The sequence below is a fragment of the Gemmatimonadota bacterium genome (genome assembly GCA_040388625.1).
Lineage (GTDB): Bacteria > Gemmatimonadota > Gemmatimonadetes > Gemmatimonadales > Gemmatimonadaceae > Fen-1247.
Genome location: JAZKBK010000001.1, coordinates 548,661 through 567,777, shown reverse-complemented (window position 1 = coordinate 567,777; position 19,117 = coordinate 548,661). Strand labels below are relative to the sequence as shown.

The window sequence follows — 19,117 nt, the reverse complement described above, 5'->3', positions numbered from 1 at the left end:
GTGAAAGCACTTTTCGTAGCGCATTCATTTCCACGGTTCGAAGGAGACGCCGCTGGATCGTTCATCCTCGGCCTCGCGACAGCGCTCGTACAATACGGCGTCGATGTGCGCGTCATCGCACCGTCGGCGGCCGGACTCGACGGAACGAGCGTGATTCGTGGAATCAAAGTGAGGCGCTTCCGTTACGCGCCACGCGCTCGTGAGACACTCGCATACCGCGGCACAATGGCCGAGGACGTCGCGCAGTCGGTGATCGCGAAGCTGGCGCTCGGCTCGTTTATCATATCGGAAACGCGAGCGATCCTGTCCGAGACGTCCAGGTGGAAGCCCGACGTGCTTCACGCGCACTGGTGGTTTCCCAACGGAGTCGCCGCATCGACTGCGAGCCGGCTGTCGCGCGTGCCACTGGTGACTACGTCGCACGGATCGGACCTCCGATTACTACGACAAAAACCCGCGGCGCGGCCGCTTGCGCGCTATGTATTTCAGCGCTCCGCGCGCGTCACATGCGTTTCAAGCTGGCTGGCCGCGCAGGCGGCCCCGCTGTGTCGCACGGCACCCGTAGTCGCTCCGATGCCAGTCGCGACATCGCTGTTCGGACCGACCAGCGACCGCGACGCGAACCGGATCGTGTTCGTCGGACGTCTCTCGGCGCAGAAGGGAATAGAAACCGCGATCCGCGCGCTCGCATCGATGAAGCGCAGCATAGTACTCGACGTGATCGGCGACGGGCCGGACCGGGCTGCGTCGATGGAGCTTGCTGCCCAGCTCGGAGTCGCGGACAGGATTCTGTGGCGCGGTCACGTGAAGCACGGTGAGCTACCGCAGCTGCTCTCGCGTGCGTCCGCGCTCATCGCGCCGTTCATCGACGAGGGCCTCGGACTGGTCGCCGCTGAAGCGCAGTTGTGCGAGACACCGCCAGTCGGGTTCGCCTCAGGCGGACTGCTCGACGTCATCGAGAACGACGTCACCGGTGCACTCGTCGCTCCGGGTAATGTGGCTGCGCTGGCCCTGGCCGTCGAACGAATTGTGGAGGATTCAGCGCTTCGCGAACGACTCGGCAAGGCCGGCAGGGTTGCCGCACTGGCCCGTTTTTCACCGGAGAGTGTTGCCGAGCGCTACGCAGGGATTTACCGTGATGCAGTGAGCGACGATGCGAAGTAGGTGGATGCGTATTGCCCAGGTGGTGTTCGCTGTTCTCGTGGTGATCTTCGCGAGCATCGCGATCTCCAGGCGCTGGGACATGATTCGCGACCGCGTCGCCACGATCAACATCGAGTGGCTGGCGCTGATAGAGGCTTCGCTGCTCGTCTTTCTCGCTTACGCAGTCCTTGTCGAGACATGGCGCCGAGTCCTTGCGGCGTGGGACACGCAGCTTCCATGGTGGACCGCGGCGCGCATCTGGTTCGCGGCGAGTCTCGGCAAGTACATCCCCGGTAACCTCTGGTCACTTGCCGCACTGGGGGTGATGGCGAAGGAAACCGGAGCGTCGTCGGTTGCGGCCGCCGGCTCGTCGATCATCGTGAACGTCTTCAACCTCGTCTCCGGTCTCGCGCTCGTACTCATCTTCGCTTCGCGGCTGGTGCCGCATGCCGCAGTGTTTGCGATAGTCGCCGCCGTGTCGGTTGGTGGAGTTCTCGCCGCGCCCATGTGGCTTCCGGCCGCCGTCCGCCTTGCCTGCAAGCTGACGAAGCGGGATATTCGACTTCCCGTGATTCCGTCGAGCACCGTCTGGTGGTCGCTCGCAGGAACAGCGTTCGCGTGGTGCGCCTACGGGGAAGCCTTCCGCCTGTTCGCCATCGCGATCCTCGGGCGCAGCGCTGTGCACGGCGGAGTCGTACTCTACATTGCCGCATACACTGCGGCGTATATTGTTGGATTCATCACCCTGATCGCCCCTGCGGGCATAGGAGTACGCGAGGCGGGGATCTGGGAAGGACTGCCACTGCTGGGGCTCACCACGTACGGCGACGCAGTAATCGTCGCTATCATGAGCCGATTGTGGCTTACCATACTGGAAGTAATACCCGGTCTCATCGCGCTCGCGGCGGGCCACTTACGACCTCCAACCCGTTCCGAATGACGGCAGCCGCTGGCGCGAAGAGAGTGCTTACCTCAGATCCGGTGATCGGCTCCTACGAGCCTCGATTTGCCGGCCTGTGGGCGACTGTCACGTACGCAATCGCCACGCTGGCACTCGGTCTGCCCGCACTCGCCGGACAGTTTCTCGTCGGCCCGCACAGCGACCAGTATATCGCCGGTTACGCCTTCAGGGAATTCGCGGCCAGCACGCTCAAGGCGACCGGGTCATTCCCGCTGTGGAACCCGTACCAGTTTGGCGGCATGCCGTTCGTCGCCGCGATGCACGGCGACATCTTCTACCCGACATTTCTGCTCAGAATGGTTCTCCCCACGGACGTCGCCATGACGTGGGGGTTCATGGTTCATATTTTCCTGGCCGGCGCGTTTACCTACATGTTCATGCGACGCGCAAACTTCGGTTTCGCCGGCGCGTTCGTGGGTGGTCTCGCGTACATGCTGAGTGGCCACATCGCGACCTACGTGAACCCGGGTCACGACGGCAAGCTCTTTGTCGCCGCGCTGTTTCCGCTGCTGCTGTGGACCATCGTCGCGTGGGTCCGTGACGGACGTCTCTGGGCACTCGGTGCGATCGCCGCGACGGTTGGCCTGGACATCCTCGCGCCGCATCCTCAGCTGCTCGAGTATTCGCTGCTCGCTGCCGGCGCGTATGCGGTCGTCCTCGCCGTGGGCCTGGTGCGGGACGGAACGGGTGACGGTAAGCTCGCGGTCAAGCGGCTCGCAGCCGCGCTGATCGCCGTCGGGGTCGGACTCGCCATCGGCGCAGTGCAGTATCTCCCCGTGCGCGAATACGTAGCCTGGTCCCCACGCGCGTCCGGCATCGGGACCTACGAGCGAGCGACGTCGTACGCCAAGAACCCGCAGGAGATTCTCAATGCGTATCTGCCCGAGTTCACGGGCATCCTGGATCACTACTGGGGCCCCAACGGCATCCACTTCCAGGGCGATTACGTCGGAGTCGTGGTGCTCATGCTCGGCGGACTCGGCCTGAGCGGGATCAGGCGCGACAGGCGGTCGCGCGAGCTGTGGTTCTGGGCGGTGACGGTCGTGATAGCGCTGCTCTGGGCGTTGGGCGGCAACACGCCATTCTACAACATTCCGTTCTACCTCGTGCCCGGTACCAGATATTTCCGTGCCCCCGACTCGGTGTTCTTCGTCGGAACGATGGGTATCGCGATATTCGCCGCGCGTGGAGTGGAGAAGGCGCTCTTGTCCGAGACGACGCGCAAGTACGTGCTGGGCTGGGGGATCGCCGCGGCTGCCGTTGTTCTGCTCGCTGCGACGGGGGTGCTGACCGCATTCGCTCGAAGCGTGGCTCCCGAGAGCCGGCTCGAAGCGGTGGACGCCAACAATACGGCGCTCGTGATCGGTGCGATTCGCTCGCTCATCTTCGTGATACTTGCAGGCCTTGCAATGCTGAGGGCGCCGGAGATCCGGAAGGCGGCGGGCCGATTCGGACCCGTCGTGGCGATTGCGCTCCTGGTCGCGCTGGACCTCTTTGTCGTGAACAAGCAGTACTGGGTGTTTTCGCCGCCGGCAAGCCAGCTCTACGCCTCCGACGCTGCAACGAAATACCTCGGCAGCCTGCCGCAGCCGGGCCGCGTGCTGCCGATCGAGATGCAGAATGGTGGCGACGACGCATTGTATTCGGGCGCGGAGCTCATGACGCATCGCGCGCTCGACGCAATCGGCTATCACGGCAACGAGCTCGCGCGGTACAACACGCTTGTAGCGATCGAGCAGGGCGGCGGTCCAGGTCCTGAAACTACGCGTCAGATAATTACCAACACGAACATCCGCCAGCTCACTGCCACGCAATACGTACTGGCCAACAGCCACCAGCTCGCTACCGTGCTGCCGGGCGTCGTCCAGGTAGCCGGCCCGTCGACGGAAGACGCGAGCGGGCAGAGCAATTACGTGTACCGGCTGCCGGGCTCCGCGCCGTTCGCGTGGGTTGCCCCGGTGATCGTGAAGGCTGAGGACGACGCGGTGCTTGCCACCATCATGAACCCCCGCTTCGACGTCGAGACAGCGGCGCTCTTCGATCCTGCAGCGCCTGTGACCGCAGGACCGCCGGTGACGACACTGCCGGCGCCGACCGGGATCGTAGCTCACGTCGATTCGTATGCGCCCGGCAGGATGTCTCTGACACTCGACCGTGGCGCGCCGTCGGGCTCGGCGCTGGTAGTTTCCGAGAATTATTATCCAGGCTGGCATGCGACGGTCGACGGCAAGCCGGGGCACATCGGCCGAGCGCAGTACAGCATGATCGGGGTGGAGCTGCCGCCCGGAGCACGGAAGATCGAACTCGCCTTTACCAGTGCGCCGTACGAAACGGGGAAGACCGTTACCTGGATCGCCATCGTCATCGCGCTGATCGCCCTGGCCGGTGGTGTCATTATGGAGCGACGACGCGTTGCCTGAGCACCGGCCGCCAATCCGGCACGTCCTCGTCATCGTGCCGACGTACAACGAACGCGACAACGTCACACGCATCGTCCCGCTGATCCTGGATCAGGATCCGCGCATCGACGTGCTCATCGTCGACGACGGCTCGCCGGACGGTACCGGGCAGGTGGTCGCCGACATGGCGGCCGCCGATCCTCGCATCCACCTCGTCGAGCGCGCCTCCAAGATGGGGCTCGGCACCGCCTACCTCGCCGGCTTCAGGTGGGCGATCGAGCGCCATTACGATGTGGCCTTCGAGATGGACGCCGACTTTTCGCACGACCCCAAGCACATTCCCCAGTTTCTCAGGGCGATCGATGACGCCGATATCGTACTGGGGTCGCGGTACCAGGACGGCAGGGTAACGGTGGTCAACTGGCCGATCGGCCGGTTGGTGATGAGCTACCTGGCCAACATCTACGCTCGTGCCGTGACCCGTCTTCCAGTCTTCGACGCTACTGGCGGCTTCAAGGCATTCAGGCGGAAAGTACTTGAAGAGATCGATCTAAATGCTGTCCACTCAAATGGTTACGCGTTTCAGATCGAGATGAGCTACAGGGCCTGGAAGCGCGGGTTCAAGATCAAGGAGATACCGATCGTCTTCCACGACCGGACGCTTGGCGAGAGCAAGATGTCCAAGCAGATAGTCCGCGAGGCCATATGGATGGTCTGGCGACTCAGATGGCAGGCGATAACCAGGAAGATCTAGCGATGGTCGAGGGGCGGCGTTTCTGGAAGATGACGGGGTCGGGCAACGACTTCGTCTTCATCGACGGCCGGAACGAGGCGGCAGGCGAATTCGAGGGTGCGGCCGTGATCCAGCGCATCTGCGCCCGCGGGACGGGTGTCGGAGCTGATGGTCTCGTGATCCTCACCAAGCCCCGGAACGCCGCTGCGGATATCGAGCTGACGTATTTCAACGCGGACGGCACGCTTGCGGACCTTTGCGGCAACGCGACGCTGTGCACCGCGAGCCTGGCGGCGAAGCTGGGGGCAGTGGACCGTTCGGGCTTCGCCATCGAGACCGGCACGGGGGTTCTGCGGGCCCGAATCCAGGCGGGCCTGCCGGAGTTCGACCTGCCGGCGATACGTGAGACAGAGGCCGACGTGGCTGCCATCGAGCGCGGTCGCGGCGAGGAGCGGCTCGGGTTCGCCGTGGCTGGAATCCCGCACGTGGTGATCCGTGTGCCGGATGTCGCGCTGTGCGATGTGCTGGGGCGTGGGCGATACGTCAGAAATCATGGATCGCTCGAAGCGGGTGCGAACGTGAATTTCGTGAGCCAGGATGAGCGCGGGTGGCACATCCGGACATTCGAGCGCGGCGTGGAGGGTGAGACGCTGGCGTGCGGCACCGGGAGCGTTGCGACGGCGATTCTGCTCAGGCTGTGGGGCGAAGCTGGCGACGACGTGGAGCTCGAGACTGCATCGGGCGGTCGGCTGGGGATTCGGTCTATACGCGGCGCTGACGGCTCCTGGACGGCCTCGTTGAGGGGCGAAGGGCGGCTGGTGTTCGAGGGGGTGCTGGTGGATTTGTAGGGTTTTCCCACATTTCCCACATTATCTAGTTTACATAATCCATATTATACGCATATCTTCTACAGATGCCGGCGCTTTACTGGCTAGTTGCTGATGGATCTCGAACGCCTGATCGAGGTGCCTTCTCCGGCAAGTGGCCCATATCTCGGTCGCGCCGCTGGTGCCAACACGAGCCGATGGAAAGCCCCCGATGTCGTGTGTAGTGATGCGGCGATGGCTGGACCCACACATGACCCGCCACGTTCTCCGTGCGGGTCGCTGGACGCCTTCGCCCGCGAGCCACGCCAGCCGCCGGTCCACCATGCGCCCCGGTCTTCGGCTGCATGGCGACGTGCGAGGCGGCCGGTGTCGTCTCCTTCACAACGATGGTTTTCCCGCAGACGTGCCGGCCTCAGCCGCCACCTACGAAAAAGGCCGCCCCGATTCGGGCGGCCTCCTCATCCACTTTGTGAAGTCAGGTCAGGTTTTGATAGGTGCTGCTTCGAGTTCGCCCAGGCGGATCTTCGCTTCGGTCGCGAAGGTGCTCTTGGGATCGGCAAGCAAATCGGTCCAGATCTTCGTCGCGGCCGCCTTGTTCCCGGCTGCCTGATAGGCGCGTGCCGCCATCGCTCGGGCACTGGCCTTGTCGGCGTCGAACCGTGCGACCTCGGCGGCTGCCTCGTACTCCTTGGCAGCCTCGGGCCACTTGTTCAGACCCTCATATCCCGACGCGGTCAGGAGGCGAGCCTCGTACTGCAGGTCTCCCTTTTTCGATGCCGGATCGGTGAGCGCCGAAATACCGTCCTGATACTTCCCCTGCTGGTAGTAGATCTTGGCCAGCGCCATGGAGCTCTCGGTGCCGCCGTTGGTGCCGGCATACCGAACCGCCGCCTTCTTGAGATCGGACTGCGCCAGTGGCAGGTTGCCCGATGACACGCTCTGGACCGCGGCCTCGTAAGCCGCCTCCGCGCGCTGCGACTTGATCGATTCCGACCTTAGATAGAACCAGACGCCCACACCCGCCAGGATTATCACCACGCCCACCCACGCGAGGTGTTGCTTGTAGCGGTCGAAGAGCTCCGAAAAGCGCTCCTCGGCTACGTCTCCGTCGAATGGCGCCAGCGTTCCAGTTTTTGTCATGATTTTATAGGTTTACATATTATGCACTGCATCTCGCCCCTACTGCAAGCACATCTGCAGCCGCGTCGGACGGCCTGGCGGCCATTCCGGCATGCAACGGGTCGAAGCACGTCAAATATAGCCCTTGACCGGCTGCGCCCGATAGCGGACGGCACCGGGATTGCGAGCCTTGGCCTATCGGGCAACTGACCAACCACATCCATGACTTCCCACACGCAATTCAAGCGCGGCGACCACGTCAGCTGGAACTCTGAGGCCGGCAGAGTTCGGGGCCATATCACACGCGTCGTGACCTCCAACATCCAGTTCAAGGGCTACACCGTCCACGCAACGAAGGACGAGCCGCAGTACGAGATCAAGAGCGACACAACCGATCACATCGCAATGCACAAGGGATCCGCGCTCAGGAAGCTCTCCGACTGATGATTTTCGCAAGCACCGCGGCGTTGCTGATTTCGCCCGCGTGCGACGCGTAAACGAGGGTGACAGGTCCGCGCTGGGCACGATGCACCAGATCCTCCAGAACTGCCGAAGCAGTTGCCGTCTTCAGCTCCTTGCGATAGCGCTTCTGAAATTCCGGCCATTTCGCCGGTTCGTGTCCGTACCACTCCCGTAGCTCCTTCGATGGAGCGATCTCCTTTTCCCACGCGTCGATCCGCGCCGCGCTCTTTGACACTCCGCGCGGCCAGAGGCGGTCGACCAGGACGCGATAACCGTCCGCCTCGACCGCGGGTTCGTACGCCCGCTTGGTGGCTACCATCACACTGCTCCAGTGCACAAGTATGGCGCGGCCTGCCTTCCCTGTCCGCTCCGGGCTCGCTGCCGGCAGGATTCCTGCTTCATCCACTGATCAGTAATCCAGCTCACCCAACTCATCCAACTCACTCCAACGTAATTCCAAAATGGCGACAAAAAGAGCAAGCGCAACTGCGTCCAGCGCGCAGCCGACGCAGGTAACCAGAGAGCAGCTGATCCAGGGGCTGCAGGACGACATCGCCCGCGAGTACAAGGCGATCATCCAGTACGTGATCTTCAGTCAGAAACTCGACTCGGCGCGGTTCATGAACATCGCGGATCAGCTCACTGAGCACGCACATCAGGAGCTCGATCACGCGCTGGCGATCGCACGGCAGCTGGATTATTTCGGCGCGTACCCGGTACACGAGCCCAAACCGATCGAAGTGTCAGAAGACAACGAGGGAATGCTGCGCCTGGATCTTCAGGCTGAAGATGACACAATTCGCAATTACCGCGAACGAATCAGGCAGGCGGATGCCCTCGGCGAATATGCGCTGGGCGAGATATTGCGTGAGATCGTGAAGCAGGAACAGGATCACCAGATCGATCTCGCCACCGCGCTCGGCGTCGTGCCGAACGAGCAGGAGAGAAAGGGTACCTCCGCAGCAAAACGCGGCAGTAAGTAGTGAGCGCCACGCCGGAGCCAAAATCCGAGCCGTCGGAGGATGACGAAGCGGCGCAGACTCACGCGCCGCAGCAGCCCCTCGACACCACGACTCCGGCGACCGGCACTCGCCTCTCCGCGGCGGAAATCCACGAGAACGTTCGCGTTGTCGCGGAGGAGGAAATGCGGCGACCTGCGCGCGACCTGGGATGGTCGGCACTGGCGGCCGGCCTTACAATCGGCTTCAGCTTTCTCGCAGCAGCATACCTCACGCTCTGGGTTCCGGCGGCGTATGCACCCGCTGCGATCGCTGTGGGATATCCGCTCGGGTTCATCTTCGTCGTGCAGGCACGCAATCAGCTATTCACCGAGAACACGCTCGAGCCGGTCATACCCTTTCTGCAACGACGCGACAGAAGGACGTTTGGGCGCTTGCTGCGGTTGTGGGTGATCGTACTGGTTGGCAATCTCATTGGCGCAGCGATATTCGCCACGCTCGCCGCCAGAACACCACTGTTGGACGACCCGATGCAGCGCGCACTGCTCGATGTGGCGAAGTACGGTACCAACGGCGGCTTCGCTCTGGTCATATACCGCGCGATATTCGGCGGCTGGCTCATCGCGCTCATGGCGTGGCTGGTATCGTCGACGCGTGCGACCGGAACGCAGGTGCTTTACATCTGGATAACGACCGCTCCGATTGCGGCGTTCGGGTTTCGTCACTCGATTGCAGGTGCGGTCGAGGCATTCTACCTTGCATTGATCGGTGCGGCCAGCTGGAGCGCGATGCTCGGCGGCTTTCTCGTTCCGGCAATAATCGGGAACGTCATTGGCGGCGTCGTGCTCGTTGCGATGTTGAATCACGGACAGGTAACGTCCGACGCACAGTAACAATCACAGGAAATCACCGATGCTTCTTCTCGAACCATATCATCTCGGGCCCATCACGATGTCGAACCGCATGGTGATGTGTCCACTCACGCGTAATCGCGCGCCGGGTGGGATCCCCAACGCGCTGATGGCGCAGTACTATACGCAACGCGCGACCGCGGGCCTGATCATCACCGAAGGGACGCAGGTCAGTGCGCTCGGACAGGGTTATCAGGACACGCCGGGCATCTACACCGACGCGCAGCGGGATGGGTGGCGAATCGTGACGGACGCAGTGCATCACGCTGGCGGCAGGATCTTCGCGCAGCTCTGGCACGTCGGGCGCGTGTCGCATGCGTATTACCACGGACAGCAACCAGTCGCCCCCTCCGCGATTCCACCCGCCGGCAAGGCATACACACCCGACGGAATGAGGGACTTCGAAACGCCGCGCGCGCTGGCATCGGAGGACGTGCCCGGCGTTGTGGCCGAATTTCGGCGCGGCGCCGAGGTTGCGCGCGAGGCAGGCTTCGATGGCGTCGAGCTGCACGGCGCCAACGGATATCTGATCGATCAGTTCTTTCAGACCGGAACCAATCAACGTACGGATAAGTACGGTGGCAGTCCGGCCAATCGTACCCGCTTTCTACTCGAGATACTCGACGCGGTGTCTTCGGTCTGGCCGAGCGAGCGTGTGGGAGTGCGCGTGTCACCCGCGGGCGGATCGAACGGAATTCATGACGCGGATCCGGTGGAGACGTTTTCACATGTCGCAGCCGTGCTTAACGATCGCGGACTTGCGTATGTGCACGTCGTCGAAGCACCGGTTGGTACGACTGGTCCGGACGAGAGACAGGTCTGTTCGACAGCCCTCGTGCGCGAATCGTACGGCGGGACGCTGATCACTGCGAGCGGCTACACACCGGAAACCGCGGAGCGTGCGCTGGAGAACCACTGCGCCGATCTCGTGGCGTTCGGGCGGCTGTTCCTTGCGAATCCGGATCTCGTCGAGCGCGTGAAGCGAGGCGCTCCACTTAACGAGCCGGATCGCGCAACGTTCTACACGGGCGGACCGCACGGATACATCGACTACCCGACGATGGCGGGATAACGCAGCGGGAGTGTGCCGGCGGCGCGCGCCGGCACACTGGAAACGTGCGGACTAAGTTTTGGCGCCGCTCATCTTTTTCTGAAGCGCGAGCCCCTTATCCAGATGATTCTGATACACCGAGCCGGCTGACTTCAGGTACTTCTGATAGGCGGCGTCCTGGGGAGTATTCTTCCCCGCCCAGTCAAGTACGGCCTGATGGATTCCGATTTCCTGCGCGATGTAGGTCGAGTCGTACGCCGTGCCCTTCGACAGCGGGCCGAGCGCCGTCTGCTCGGCGTCGACGGCCGGCTTGAAGGGGTCCACCGTCGGTAGCGCTGGCGTGATGTTCTGGGCCTTCTCGACCTGCATGCCCCGAAGGTGGAGCGCATGGTGCTCGCCCATCATCAACTTGGCAAAGTCCTTAGCCCCTGTGCTGGTGAGCTTGGGGAGCGCCGAAGCCGCGAGCGTGCTGTCTCCCATGTTCACTTCATCGACCAGTGCGGCAATGTTGGCATCCGACAACGCAGCACCAGCGGCTCCCGCCGTCGTGTCCGCAGCCTTCGCCGCTCCACCCATGGCAGACGTGTCGCCTGTCGTCGCGCTCATTGCCGACGTCGTGTCTGCGGCGGGATTCTCCTTCGCCTTGCATCCGCCGAGCACCGCGCACGCAGCGAGCGTCGCAAGACCGACGTATCGCGATGGATCAACGTGCATACACCCTCCGTAAAGTGATGGGACACAGAAGGCAGTCCCACAGACCAATATCGGCGAGCAAAAAGCACGCCGGGTGCACCTGGTGCATGCGGAACGGTCGCGCAACCACTACGTCGGAAGCCGTCCTTCCCGGACAGACGGATGGATCGATGTCGCCGTGCCAATGAGCCGTTTGGCTCCGTCCACCAATCCGAAAACGTTCCAGATCAACACCCCACGCACGCGCCCTTCGCGTAGGTAGTAGATCACGCCCTCCTTGCACGGAGTTTTCCAGTCAGTGATCATGTCGAGCCGGCTGTCCACCTCGCCGACGGCCTCGTAGCCCATCTCGAAGATGTCGGAATAGAAGAACGGCCGGTGCTCGTATGACACAGTGCGTCCAGCCATAGCGACGCCCGCGTGCGCGCCCATGGTATTTGCGCAGTCCTCATGTTCGACGCGGCGCCATTCCTCGAGCATGGGGTCGAAGATGCTCGCGACATCTCCCGCGGCGTAGATATCGGGATTGTCAGTGCGCAGAGATGCATCGACGCGGATGCCGTTGTCGACGCTGAGGCCGGCAGCCTGAGCCAGTTCCACATTCGGTTGAACGCCTATGCCTGCGACAACGCCGTCCACGACGATCTTCCGATCGGCCCCGCTCTGGCTGTCGTGAACCGTCAACGTCGACTCCCCAGCGCGCGATTCGCAGCCGGTCACTTTCGCCCGCGCAATGATTTCAACGCCTCGCTCGCGGTAAAGTTCGCTCAGCGACTTCGCGAGCTCGGGCGGATACATGCGACTCCCCACGAACTCATCAGGGAAGATCCACGTAACCTTCTTTCCGTTCATTGCCAGCGCGGCCGCGATCTCCGAGCCGATGAACCCGCCGCCGATTACGGCGAAGCGATCGCGGTGGCCGGCTGCGCTGCGTAGCCGCTCGTAATCATCGACGGTTCGGAAGTAGATGATCTCATCCTGGCCAAATGGAAAAGTTCGCGTTCTGCATCCCGTGGCGAGCAGCAGCTTCTCGAATTCGTGCACGGTGCCACGATCGTCCGTGACTCGCTTGCCCTGCGCGTCGAGATTGCGTGCGGTGCGCCCCTGGTGGAACGTCAGGTTGTCGTCGGCTGCAGCCCGCCAGATGCTGTCCAGAGCCGCGCCCTTCCAGAGTCCCTTGGACAGAGGTGGCCGGTTGTACGGTGGATGCGGCTCGGACGCGATGACTCCAATGGAGCCAGCGAGATCCAGCTCGCGGATTCCACCGATGGCAGCAGCGGCCGTCATTCCGCCGCCCACGATCAGGTATTTATAACTCGGCATTATGTCTCAGAGTGCCATCCTTACCGCCTGCGCGATGTGCTCCGCATCGATCCCAGCGGCGCTCAGCAGCTCCGCCGGTTTCCCCGATGTCGGCATCGCGCGCACTGCCAGCTTGATCACCCTGTAGGGAATTTCCGGCGCGTCCGCCAGCGCACCCAGTACAGCGTCGCCGAGGCCGCCCTCGCTCCAGTGATCTTCCACCACGACAGTGCAACCTCCCGGCACGCGCGCGGCTTCGTGCAGTGCCTCCACGTCGATCGGTTTGACAGAATACGCATCGATAACTCGCACCTGGATGCCTTCTGACGCGAGCTGCTCGTACGCGCGCAGACTCTCGTGCACGGTGACGCCCGCCGCCACGATTGTCGCCTGATCTGCTTCCGAACGTCGAAGCACCTTGCTGCCGCCGATCGGGAACCTTTCGCTCGATGGATAGATCACCGGCAACTTGCCGCGGGTTGCGCGCAGGTACGAAATGCCGGACAGATCCGCCATGGCTGTCACGAGATGCGCGGTCTGGTTGGCATCGCACGGATACAGCACCGTGCTGCCGTGGACTGCTCGCATCATAGCCATGTCTTCCAGAGCCATCTGCGAGGGGCCGTCCTCGCCGATGCTGACACCGGGGTGCGTCCCGCAGAGGCGAATGCTCACGCCCGACACCGCGGCCATGCGAATCTGATCGAACGCGCGGCTGAAGAAGGCGGCGAAGGTTGCAGCGAATGCCGTCTTCCCCAGAGCAGCGAAGCCGACGGCGGCAGCGACGAGTTGTTGCTCTGCGATGTACATCTCGAAGAATCGATCCGGGTACGCGGCGTTGAATTCCTCCGTGAATGTTGAATTCGACACCTCGCCGTCGAGCACCACAACGTCCGGGCGGTTGGCGCCAATAGCGACGAGCGCGTCTCCAAACGCCTGTCGCGCGGATTCTTCGGTACCGACTTCATAAACAGGCAGTTTCAACGGCTTGGCTGGTGGTCGCGCCGCTGGCGGCACTGACTCGGGCTTCGCAACACTCACCGTGATGTGCCGCTCACCGCCAAGCTCCTCGATGGCGTGTTTCGCCTGGTCTGGATCGAGCGGCTTGCCATGCCAGCCGTTCTTGTTCGCGACCAGCGAGACACCTGACCCCTTTACCGTCTTCGCGACGATGCACGTCGGCTGCCCTGTTTGTGCGAGGGCTTCCGTGTATGCACGATCGACCGCTTCGATGTCGTGGCCGTCAATCTCGATTGCGTGCCATCCGAAGGCGCGCGCGCGTTCCGCATAAGCGGGTGCGTCCCAGCCGAGATCGGTCGGTCCACGCTGACCCAGGCGATTCATGTCCAGGATCGCTATCACGTTATCCAGCTTGTAGTGGCCAGCCTTGTCGAATGCTTCCCAGATAGAGCCTTCGGCCATTTCGCTGTCGCCCAGCAACACCCACACGTTGAACGGCAGTTTGTCGACGCATTTTCCGTTGAGCGCCATGCCGATGCCCACTGGCAGGCCCTGTCCGAGCGAACCGGTGGCGGTATCGACCCATGGCAGCCCTTGTGGCGCGCCGTGGGATTCCGCGCTCTGCAATGGTTTTGGATGTCCTTCGAGACGGCTGCCGAACTTGCGCAACGACAACAGCTCTTCGTCCGTGATGACGGCGGCCGCCTTGTACATGGAGTAGAGCAGCGGGCTGGCGTGACCCTTGGAGAAGATGAGGCGGTCGTTGCCAGGGCTGTGCGGATGAACCCAGTCGTACTTCAAGTATTTGATCAGAAGTACGGCCATGAGATCCGCGGCCGACATCGACGACGTTGGATGGCCCGAGTCAGCGGCCGTCGTGCATCTGATGCTATCGACTCTGAGCTGGGCTCCCAGCTCTGATGCGCGTGAGAGCAAATCGTCCATTACGACAATCCATCCAGAAGGATCGCTCGCAGTGACGACAGCGGGAGGCCGGCGTCAGGCGAACGCATCAAGTGGTTCACGTTCCATGCCAGCATCGGCGCGATCCATGCACTCACACGGAACGACGAAAGGAAGGAGTCAACTCACAGCAATGCAATCAACAACCGTCGGCCTGGTGCCGCCGCTAGCACGTCCCTGCTCATATCCGACATCCTGAAGTGACAATGCTCGACTTTCCGCTCTGGCTGCGCGCGACGCACTTCCTCAACCTGCTGTTCGTATCGCTCCTGGTACGCAGCGGGCTGGAAATACTGAGCGCGCATCCCAAGCTCTACTGGAATGACGACTGCACACCGGGAAGCGAATGGCTCCGGCTCACGCGCAAACGCATGCCGGCAAACGAGCTCTGGACGTCGCGCGACGAGGAGGAGTCGTTCTCGTCGTGGATTGCGCTGCCGGGCCGCAGGAATCTCGGACTCGGGCGGCACTGGCACTTCCTCGCAGACGCCGGTTGGCTGCTCACCGGTCTGCTGTACGTTCTGATGCTCTTCGTCACACCGGAGTGGCGGCGGCTGGTTCCGACGTCCTGGTCCATAATTCCGGGCGCCTTTCACGCGCTTCAGTCGTACGTGAGCTTGCATCTGGTGGTCACGCCAGGCCGCTACAATCCTCTGGAACAGCTTGCGTATTTCTCGGTGGTCTTCCTGCTGTCGCCGCTCGCAATCGCCACGGGATTGGCCATGTCGCCGTCGATCGCAGCGCGCTTTCCGTGGTACATCCGCATCTTTCGTGGCCGGCAGGCAGCTCGCAGCATACACTTCCTGTGCCTGTGCGCGTTTCTGGCGTTCTCTGCTGCACACCTCGCGATGGTGATCCTGCATGGCGAGGTCAGCCAGATGGCGTTGATAGTGCTCGGCGACGTCCGGCACGTGCACGGTGCGCTCGGCCTGATCGTGGGACTCGCTGGGCTTGGCGGAGTCATTCTGATTCACATCCTCGCGACATGGTATTCGCTGCGCTACCCGCGAATGGTGCAGCGCCGCACACAGGCCGTCACGGACCGCTTGCGTCATGCGCTGTTCGGCCACGGTCGCTCGGCGCAACAATATTCGCCATCGGAGACATCACCCTATTTTCGAGTGAATGGACGGCCGCCCGCGGAAGCAGAGTACGCAGCGATGGCTCGGGAAGGGTTCGTCAACTTTGTGCTTGAGGTGGACGGCCTGGTGGAGCATCCGCTGCGCTTGTCACTCGAGGAGCTCCGGCGCTGGCCCAAGCAGACGCAGATCACCAAGCACGATTGCATTCAGGGCTGGTCGGCGGTCGCGAGTTGGGGTGGCGTGTCGCTGGCGAGCATAATGGAACGCTGCCGGCCGCTCGAGGCGGCGCGCTATCTGGTGTTCCATGCGCTGGATGATAAAGCGACTTCGGAGCCGGACGCTGCTGGCCCCGGTCAATTCTACGGAACGATCGCCATCGAGGTCGCGTCCGATCCACAAACCATCCTCGCATATGAGATGAACGGCGACACGTTACCGGTGCCGCATGGTGCCCCGCTTCGCGTGCGTGTGGAGACGCAACTCGGCTTCGCAATGGTGAAGTACGTTCGTCGCATAGAATTCGTGCATGACTACAAGCACATCGGTGCCGGCCAGGGGGGCTGGCGCGAGGACCATCAATACTACAGTCAGGAAGCGGGCATCTGACGATCGCGCGTAAGGCGCGTGTAAAGCGAGCGGAGCACGGTGCGCATGGAGAATACTGACTCGGCACGGATGATGGATGAGCAGACACTAGACCAGCTGCAGCACGACGCATTCAGCTATTTCGTGCAGGCCGTGAATCCAGTCACTGGGCTCGTCGCTGATACCACGCGCGAGAACTCTCCGTGCAGCATCGCAGTGGTGGGATTCGGTCTGTCGGTATATCCGGTCGCGGTGGCGCGCGGTTGGACGCCGCGGGCCGACGCGGTGGAGCACTGTCTCAAGGTGCTGCGCTTTTTTCGCGATAGCGATCAGAGCGGCGCCCCGGATGCGACCGGGTACAAGGGCTTCTACTACCACTTCCTGAGCATGGCCACGGGCGCTCGTGTCTGGCGATCCGAACTCTCGATGGTAGACACTGCCCTGTTGATTGCCGGAGCACTGACGGCTGCCCGTTACTTCACCGCGAGTACGGCGGCTGAAATCGAATTGCGCGAACTCGTGGAACTGCTGTACCGGCGTATCGACTGGCGCTGGGCGCAGGACGAGCACGGCGTCATACGCCAGGGCTGGAAGCCGGAATGTGGTTTTCTGCATTACGTGTGGCAGGGTTACAACGAGGCCATCGTGTTGTACGTGCTTGCGCTGGGATCGCCAACGCATCCAGCGGATGGCAGTGGCTACGAGGCGTGGACCGTGACGTACCAGTGGGAGAATATGTACGATTACGATGTGCTGTACGCTGGCCCGTTGTTCATACATCAGTTCTCACACGCGTGGGTTGACTTGCGCGGCATCCAGGATCGCTTCATGCGCGAAAAGCACAGCGACTACTTCGAGAACAGCCGGCGCGCGATCATGGTTCAGCGTGCGTATGCGCAGCGCAATCCCAACGAGTTCGCCGGCTACGACGACTGCTGCTGGGGCCTGACGGCCTGCGATGGTCCCAACCGCGGCATGCCGGAGCTGGCCCAGAGGCTCGATCCACGCCACCACCTGTTTGGCTATGCCGCGCGCGGTGTTCCGTTCGGGCCCGATGACGGAACGTTGAGCGGATGGGCGGTGCTGGCATCGCTCCCCTTCGCGCCGGAGATCGTCTTGCGCAGCGCAGACACAATGTTGGAGCGCTATCCGGGCATGCTCTCCGGCGGCCGTTACACCAGCAGTTTCAATCCGACGCTTGCACCGAATGACCCCGACGCCGATTACGACAGCAGTAGCCGCAGTAGCTGCGCTTGGTATTCCACGGGCCACTTCGGACTCGACCAGGGGATCCTGGTCATGATGATCGAGAACCATCGCACCGGATTGATATGGCAATTGATGCGCGGCTGCCCGTACATCGTCGCTGGTTTGCGACGTGCGGGCTTCCGTGGCGGCTGGCTGAGTTGAATACGAGTAGCGCTCCGCAGGACGCGTTCGAGCGCGAGCGATTGGACAACGTGCGTCCGCCGGACTGGCGCAATCCACGGCCGGCGGATCGTTACGGCCTCGTGGTCATCGGCAGCGGTACTGCAGGTCAGGTCGCCGCGTACGAAGCTGCGGCGCTGGGCGCGCGAGTCGCATTGATCGAGCACGGCTTGTTTGGCGGCAACTGCCTCAACGTCGGCTGCGTGCCGTCCAAGTCCATCATTCGCACGTCGCGTCTATACGCGGAGATGCGCAATGGAGAGCAGTACGGCGCACAGGTGCCGCTCGACATTCGCGTCGATTTCGCTGCGGTGATGCGACGAATGCGCGGAATACGAGCACGCATCAGTCGTGAAGAATCGGTGCGCCGACTGGTCGCTGCGAACGTGGATGTGTTCTTCGGCGATGCACGCTTTACTGGTTCTGACACGCTGGCAGTGGATGGAACTCGACTTCGCTTCAAAAAGGCCCTCGTCGCGACCGGAGCGCGGCCCGACACACCGTCGATTCCGGGTCTCGCCGAAGCCGGCTACCTCACCAACGAGACCGTCTTCAATCTCACTGAGGCGCCGCGCCGACTACTGGTCATCGGTGGCGGGCCGCTCGGCTGCGAAATGGCGCAGGCGTTCTGCCGCCTTGGCGTGGAGACCATCATCGCGCAGGAGCGTCCGTTGTTTCTTCCGCGGGAGGAACGTGACGCGGCGCAGATTCTGGCGGATTCGTTCGCGCGTGATGGCATGGAGGTGCGGCTCAACGCCAGGGCCGTCGGTGTCAGGGTGGAACATGGGCAGAAGGTCGTCGATCTGGTAACCGACGGCGAGACGAGCACAGTAACAGTCGATGCGATCCTGACCGGCACCGGACGTGTACCCAATGTCGATGAGCTGAACCTGGAGGCCGCCGGCGTGAGCTATGACAATACGATCGGCGTACACGTGGACGATTTCCTGCGGACTGGCAACCGGCGGATCTACGCTGCCGGGGATGCCTGCCTCGCGGACAAGTTCAACCACACCGCCGATGCGTCGGCGCGCCTTGCAGTTCGGAACGCACTATTGTCCGGCCGCCAACGGGTCAGCGCATTCGTGATTCCATGGTGCACGTACACCGATCCGGAAATCGCGCACGTCGGCCTTTACGTGCGCCAGGCCTTAGAGCGAAAGATTCCAGTCAGGACATTCACCATACCGATGCACGATGTGGATCGCGCTATCACGGATGATGACGAGATGGGATTCGTGAAGATTCACGTGAAGGAGCGAACCGATCGGATACTTGGCGCGACCATTGTCGCCCGCCATGCGGGCGAGATGATCAACGAGATTACCCTGGCGATGGTCGCCGGGATCGGGCTTGAAACGATCGCCCGTACCATGCACTCGTACGGCACCCAGGCTGAGGGAATCAAACTCGCAGCGGACGCGTTCAGCCGCACGCGTGTGAGGCGAGGGATCCCATCCCTGCTTCGACGCTGGCTCCAGAGATGAGGATGCAAAACGTGACTGAGCACCGTGCCCGTCCCGCACGCTGGTCTCGCTC

17 protein-coding genes are annotated in these 19,117 nt (G+C 62.6%); 12 read left to right on the top strand and 5 right to left on the bottom strand.

Annotated elements, in window-relative coordinates:
• Genes V4529_02615 through dapF form a run of 5 tightly spaced genes read left to right on the top strand, consistent with a single transcriptional unit; the run spans position 1 to position 6,084 of the window.
• The gene (locus V4529_02615) at positions 1 to 1,164 is read left to right on the top strand and encodes a glycosyltransferase (protein ID MES2357214.1); all 1,164 of its coding nucleotides are present in this window, start codon (positions 1 to 3) and stop codon (positions 1,162 to 1,164) included.
• A 4-nt stretch (positions 1,165 to 1,168) separates the two neighbouring features.
• Positions 1,169 to 2,083 (top strand): lysylphosphatidylglycerol synthase domain-containing protein, encoded by a 915-nt coding sequence (locus V4529_02610; GenBank protein MES2357213.1) that lies wholly within the window; start codon positions 1,169 to 1,171, stop codon positions 2,081 to 2,083.
• A complete protein-coding gene (locus tag V4529_02605; protein MES2357212.1) occupies positions 2,080 to 4,524 on the top strand; it encodes a YfhO family protein in 2,445 nt (814 codons plus the stop codon). Before V4529_02610 ends, V4529_02605 begins: the two co-directional genes overlap by 4 nt.
• The gene (locus V4529_02600) at positions 4,517 to 5,257 is read left to right on the top strand and encodes a polyprenol monophosphomannose synthase (protein MES2357211.1); all 741 of its coding nucleotides are present in this window, start codon (positions 4,517 to 4,519) and stop codon (positions 5,255 to 5,257) included. The genes V4529_02605 and V4529_02600 overlap by 8 nt, the downstream gene beginning before the upstream one ends.
• Positions 5,230 to 6,084 carry a diaminopimelate epimerase gene (dapF, locus tag V4529_02595; protein MES2357210.1) on the top strand — a complete coding sequence of 285 codons (855 nt, stop codon included), beginning with the start codon at positions 5,230 to 5,232 and terminating at the stop codon, positions 6,082 to 6,084. Before V4529_02600 ends, dapF begins: the two co-directional genes overlap by 28 nt.
• Positions 6,085 to 6,543: 459 nt before the next feature.
• On the opposite strand, the gene V4529_02590 is transcribed toward dapF, so the two are convergent.
• A complete protein-coding gene (locus tag V4529_02590; protein MES2357209.1) occupies positions 6,544 to 7,203 on the bottom strand; it encodes a hypothetical protein in 660 nt (219 codons plus the stop codon).
• A 201-nt stretch (positions 7,204 to 7,404) separates the two neighbouring features.
• On the opposite strand from V4529_02590, the gene V4529_02585 reads away from it, so the two are divergent.
• Positions 7,405 to 7,626 (top strand): DUF2945 domain-containing protein, encoded by a 222-nt coding sequence (locus tag V4529_02585; GenBank protein ID MES2357208.1) that lies wholly within the window; start codon positions 7,405 to 7,407, stop codon positions 7,624 to 7,626.
• Here V4529_02585 and V4529_02580 read toward each other — a convergent pair.
• Positions 7,607 to 8,050 carry a DUF488 family protein gene (locus V4529_02580; protein ID MES2357207.1) on the bottom strand — a complete coding sequence of 148 codons (444 nt, stop codon included), beginning with the start codon at positions 8,048 to 8,050 and terminating at the stop codon, positions 7,607 to 7,609. The two genes, V4529_02585 and V4529_02580, sit on opposite strands and share 20 nt — an antisense overlap.
• 55 nt (positions 8,051 to 8,105) lie before the next feature.
• Between V4529_02580 and V4529_02575 the strand changes: the two genes are divergently transcribed.
• The 3 genes from V4529_02575 to V4529_02565 are packed head-to-tail and all read left to right on the top strand — an operon-like array spanning position 8,106 to position 10,586.
• Positions 8,106 to 8,627 carry a ferritin-like domain-containing protein gene (locus V4529_02575; GenBank protein ID MES2357206.1) on the top strand — a complete coding sequence of 174 codons (522 nt, stop codon included), beginning with the start codon at positions 8,106 to 8,108 and terminating at the stop codon, positions 8,625 to 8,627.
• Positions 8,627 to 9,496, top strand: coding sequence for a formate/nitrite transporter family protein (locus tag V4529_02570; GenBank protein MES2357205.1), 870 nt, complete (start codon positions 8,627 to 8,629; stop codon positions 9,494 to 9,496). The genes V4529_02575 and V4529_02570 overlap by 1 nt, the downstream gene beginning before the upstream one ends.
• Before the next feature lie 19 nt (positions 9,497 to 9,515).
• Positions 9,516 to 10,586: an alkene reductase gene (locus V4529_02565; protein ID MES2357204.1), complete on the top strand. Its 1,071-nt coding sequence runs from the start codon at positions 9,516 to 9,518 to the stop codon at positions 10,584 to 10,586.
• Positions 10,587 to 10,637: 51 nt separating this feature from the next.
• Here V4529_02565 and V4529_02560 read toward each other — a convergent pair whose 3' ends face one another.
• The 3 genes from V4529_02560 to V4529_02550 form a co-directional block, all read right to left on the bottom strand.
• Positions 10,638 to 11,279 carry a DUF4142 domain-containing protein gene (locus V4529_02560; GenBank protein MES2357203.1) on the bottom strand — a complete coding sequence of 214 codons (642 nt, stop codon included), beginning with the start codon at positions 11,277 to 11,279 and terminating at the stop codon, positions 10,638 to 10,640.
• 108 nt (positions 11,280 to 11,387) lie between these two features.
• On the bottom strand, positions 11,388 to 12,581 hold the full coding sequence (locus tag V4529_02555; protein ID MES2357202.1) for an FAD-dependent oxidoreductase: 1,194 nt from the start codon (positions 12,579 to 12,581) through the stop codon (positions 11,388 to 11,390).
• Between the two features lie 6 nt (positions 12,582 to 12,587).
• Positions 12,588 to 14,465: a transketolase gene (locus V4529_02550; GenBank protein ID MES2357201.1), complete on the bottom strand. Its 1,878-nt coding sequence runs from the start codon at positions 14,463 to 14,465 to the stop codon at positions 12,588 to 12,590.
• 224 nt (positions 14,466 to 14,689) lie between these two features.
• Between V4529_02550 and V4529_02545 the strand changes: the two genes are divergently transcribed.
• From V4529_02545 to V4529_02535, 3 genes are read left to right on the top strand one after another with little or no spacing between them, the layout of a single operon-like run.
• On the top strand, positions 14,690 to 16,171 hold the full coding sequence (locus tag V4529_02545; GenBank protein ID MES2357200.1) for a molybdopterin-dependent oxidoreductase: 1,482 nt from the start codon (positions 14,690 to 14,692) through the stop codon (positions 16,169 to 16,171).
• A 45-nt stretch (positions 16,172 to 16,216) separates the two neighbouring features.
• Entirely contained in the window at positions 16,217 to 17,560 is a 1,344-nt protein-coding gene (locus V4529_02540; GenBank protein MES2357199.1) for a glucoamylase family protein, read from the top strand.
• Positions 17,482 to 19,065 (top strand): mercuric reductase, encoded by a 1,584-nt coding sequence (locus V4529_02535; protein ID MES2357198.1) that lies wholly within the window; start codon positions 17,482 to 17,484, stop codon positions 19,063 to 19,065. Before V4529_02540 ends, V4529_02535 begins: the two co-directional genes overlap by 79 nt.
• Positions 19,066 to 19,117: the final 52 nt, after the last annotated feature.